The organism is Pantoea sp. CTOTU49201, from assembly GCF_032054795.1.
Classification (GTDB): Bacteria; Pseudomonadota; Gammaproteobacteria; order Enterobacterales; family Enterobacteriaceae; genus Pantoea; species Pantoea symbiotica.
The window spans coordinates 1-3,578 of sequence record NZ_DAMBSA010000419.1 but is presented as its reverse complement, the minus strand read 5'-3'; the positions used below and the strand labels follow the sequence as shown (position 1 = coordinate 3,578).

The window sequence follows — 3,578 nt, the reverse complement described above, 5'->3', positions numbered from 1 at the left end:
GGCTTAATCCCCTTTCAAGCAGAAAAAGGCCGACCAAATGAGTTGGCCTTTGTGATCAAAAGATATGATCGCTTAGAAGACCTAACGCGATTACATCAGGAGCAGTTGGATGGCGCGATGGGACTCGATGATAAATATGGCAAAATTGATAATAAAAAAGCCATCAGTTATGAGAGGGCTGCCAAATTTCTGAATAGCGCAGTCAGAAATAGTTTAAACAGTAAGCGCGACCTTTTTTTACGCATCGTCTATGCCTATGTGCTCGGGAATAATGATTTTCATCTGCGTAATATCGGGATCATACTTCCCGAAGCAGGACCCGCTTACCTGGCACCAGTGTATGATTTTATTAGCGTGGTGCCCTATCCCGCTGCATTCGGCGAGTACTTAGCGCTGCCTCTGCTTGAATGTGAAGAAAATGATGCCGGGAGCGCGCCAGGAATTGATTCAGGCTATGGGGAATATGTCGGTGCGGACTTTATCCTGCTTGCTCAGGGTATGGATATTCAACCCGCGCTGGCCCGCAAATGGTTGGTCGATGTGGTGAAGAGTCACTCGCTGATCATTGCTACCTACGCTGAAAGCCATATGCCTGAAGAACAGCGTAATCTCGTACTTGATTATGTCGCACGCAGAATGACGTTACTGGCCGTGACCGAACTGTAACGCGTCTTTCGCGCGTGATCACAGACATAAAAAAACCCGCTGGCCTAAGAGCGGGTTCTTTATTCATCAGCGCACAGTTCATTCCAGTAGCTGTAGCGGATCACATGGTGCAGGCGCTTATCTCTCATAGTAGCGATACACCGAAGGATGGAACTCAACGCCGTACAGTTGGCTGATGGGAATCAGCAGGTCGATATGATTGCTGAGATCGAATTCGCGCTCTTCTGCGGGTCCAGTCTCGCCATTGATCAGTTGGTTAAACCACTGCTGCAAGAGGTGTTTCATTGTCAGCTTCTCCACAAATGATTGAGGCTGACAGTAAACCGCATGCGCCCCTATAACCAAAACGATTAGTTGTGCGCTTCTTTGCCAAATAATGCATATATGTCGGTGCGCATAAATGCGCACGCCTGGCAAACAACTGTAGGGTCGCCATTTATGGCGACCAGGCCAATGCGTTATCCCCGACTCTTCGCCATCATCTTGCGGTAATTATTCAGCCATTTACCGCTGGTGAGTCGCCACCAGAAGAATACGCCGCGTACCGTCCAGTCGAGGAACATACCGAGCCACACGCCAATCACGCCCATTCCCAGCACAATCCCAAGGAAATAGCCGGCTACCACGCGTGCGCCCCACATGCTGAACATCGACACATACATGGTGTAACGTGCATCGCGCGCACCTTTCAGGCTGGCGGGCAGCACCCAAGACGCAGTCCAGATCGGCATAAAGGCGGCATTAAGCCAAATCAAATGCTTGGTAACTGAGATGACTTCCGGATCGCGGCTGTAAAACTGCGCAAGCGTGCCGGCGAGCGGCACGGTGATTAGCGCCAGCGAACACAATCCAATCATCGCTAACCAGAACACGTGTTTGATTTGCCGTTCCGCCTGCATCACCTGATTCAGCCCCAGCCTGCGCCCGGTAATAATGGTCGATGCCGATCCCAACGCGTTACCCGGCAGGTTAATCAGCGAAGCAATCGAGAAGGCGATAAAATTACCGGCGATTTCATTGGTGCCCATGCCAGCGACAAAAATCTGCGTCAGCAATTTGCCGCCGTTAAACAGCACCGATTCAATACTGGCGGGCACGCCGATGCCCAACACTTCCATCAGAATGTTGCGGTCCCAGCGTCGGAAATAACTGGCGATAGAGATTTTCAGCGCGGGCGTAATACCGCGATACAGCACGTAAATCGCCGCTGCCGCACCGATATAGCGCGAGATGGTTAAGCCCAATCCAGCACCGACAAAGCCCAGCCCTTCCCAACCCATGCAGCCGTAAATCAACACGCTACTGATCACGATGTTGAGAATGTTCATGCCGCCGTTGATCAGCATCGGGATTTTGGTATTACCCGCACCACGTAGCGCGCCGCTGCCAATCAGCGCAATCGCCGCTGCAGGATAGCTCCACGCCGAGGTTTGCAGATAGCTCAGCGCCAGCTCTTTCACTTTGGGATCGGCGCTGCCAGCAATCACATCAATGATCAGATGCCCCCAAAACTCGATGGCGATCACCAGCACAAACGCCAGCGCGGTCATCAATCCCAGCGACTGTCGCGTCGCGGCTCGCGCACGTTTGCCGTTGCGTTTTGCCAGGCTGAACGCCACCACCACCGTGGTGCCGAGATCGATGGCGGCAAAGAAGGAGATGATCACCATGTTGAAGCTGTCGGCCAAACCGACGCCCGCCATCGCTTCTTTACCCAGCCAGCTCACCAGGAAGGTACTGAGGACGCCCATCAGCATCACGCAAAGGTTTTCGATAAAGATGGGTACCGCTAATGGGGTGATTTCTCGCCAGAACAACGTACGGTAAGAGCGGCGTTTGGGATACCACGCCGTGTTTCTGACCGCCCGCATCACTGCTACGCCAGGATTTTGCAAGGGATTACCAAATCACTTTGGAGAGGAAGAAGAGTAATAATGATGATAGGCCACTGAGAATTATGCAAAGTGTTTCCCATCACCATTTAATCATTATTACAAACTTTTTGTCGCCACCACCGCAGGATCGGCTGCGCCTCCCAAATAGGCGCTGCGCACTTCATCATTGTTGAGCAGCTCGGCACCGCTACCGCTCAGACGAATCTCGCCATTCACCATCACATAGCCGCGATCCGCCAGTTGCAATGCATGGCGGGCATTCTGCTCCACCAGAAACAGCGTCATGCCTTGCTGGGTCAACTCGCGCAGGATGCCAAAGATCTGCTTCACCACGATCGGCGCGAGGCCAAGGCTGGGTTCGTCGAGCAGCAACAACTTGGGTCGACTCATCAGCGCGCGGGCAATCGCCAGCATCTGCTGCTCGCCGCCGGAGAGCGTCATGGCGCGCTGCTTGCGCCGCTCCAGCAGGCGGGGAAACAGCTGATACATGCGCTCTTTGTCCTCTTTGACAAACCGCTCGCCGATGGCGATGGTGCCCATCAGTAAGTTCTCTTCCACCGTCATATCCGGAAAGATGCGCCGCCCTTCCGGGGCCTGGGCAATGCCGCTGGCGGCGATGAAGTGCGTCGAGCGCTGGCTGATCGCTTCACCACGTAAACGAATCTCGCCGCTGGCAATGCGCGGCTGACCAAAGATCGACATTAGCAGCGTGGATTTTCCTGCACCGTTAGCGCCAATCAGCGCCACGGTTTCGCCCTGATTCACAGTCAGCGATACCTGCTTTAGCGCCTGCAAAGGACCGTAAAACACATCGACCTGCTCAAAAGCCAGCATAGGTTCAGCCATGATCGCTCTCCTCTTCTGCGCCGAGATAGGCGGCAATCACTTTAGGATCGTGACGAATCTGCTGTGGCGTGCCCTGAGCAATCACATCGCCATGATCGAGCACCACGATGTGATCGGAAATGCGCATCACCATCGGCATATCGTGTTCAATCAGCAACACGCTGATGCGAT

Annotated in this window: 4 protein-coding genes and 1 pseudogene; 1 reads left to right on the top strand and 4 read right to left on the bottom strand. The window is 53.6% G+C overall.

Annotated features, from left to right (window positions below):
• Positions 1 to 666, top strand: a 666-nt coding sequence (locus tag RTY00_RS21300) for a HipA domain-containing protein (protein ID WP_312666057.1), incomplete at its 5' end; no start/stop codon positions are given.
• 117 nt (positions 667 to 783) lie between these two features.
• Here the strand turns inward: RTY00_RS21300 and RTY00_RS21295 are convergent.
• The 4 genes and pseudogenes from RTY00_RS21295 to RTY00_RS21280 form a co-directional block, all read right to left on the bottom strand.
• The gene (locus tag RTY00_RS21295; RefSeq protein ID WP_167391193.1) at positions 784 to 951 is read right to left on the bottom strand and encodes a hypothetical protein; all 168 of its coding nucleotides are present in this window, start codon (positions 949 to 951) and stop codon (positions 784 to 786) included.
• Positions 952 to 1,124: 173 nt separating this feature from the next.
• Positions 1,125 to 2,537 carry an EmmdR/YeeO family multidrug/toxin efflux MATE transporter gene (locus RTY00_RS21290; protein WP_154157375.1) on the bottom strand — a complete coding sequence of 471 codons (1,413 nt, stop codon included), beginning with the start codon at positions 2,535 to 2,537 and terminating at the stop codon, positions 1,125 to 1,127.
• Positions 2,538 to 2,657: 120 nt separating this feature from the next.
• The gene (locus tag RTY00_RS21285; protein ID WP_061717625.1) at positions 2,658 to 3,407 is read right to left on the bottom strand and encodes an ABC transporter ATP-binding protein; all 750 of its coding nucleotides are present in this window, start codon (positions 3,405 to 3,407) and stop codon (positions 2,658 to 2,660) included.
• A pseudogene (locus tag RTY00_RS21280) lies at positions 3,400 to 3,578 on the bottom strand (ABC transporter ATP-binding protein); the annotation flags it as partial. The pseudogene RTY00_RS21280 and the gene RTY00_RS21285, both read right to left, overlap by 8 nt.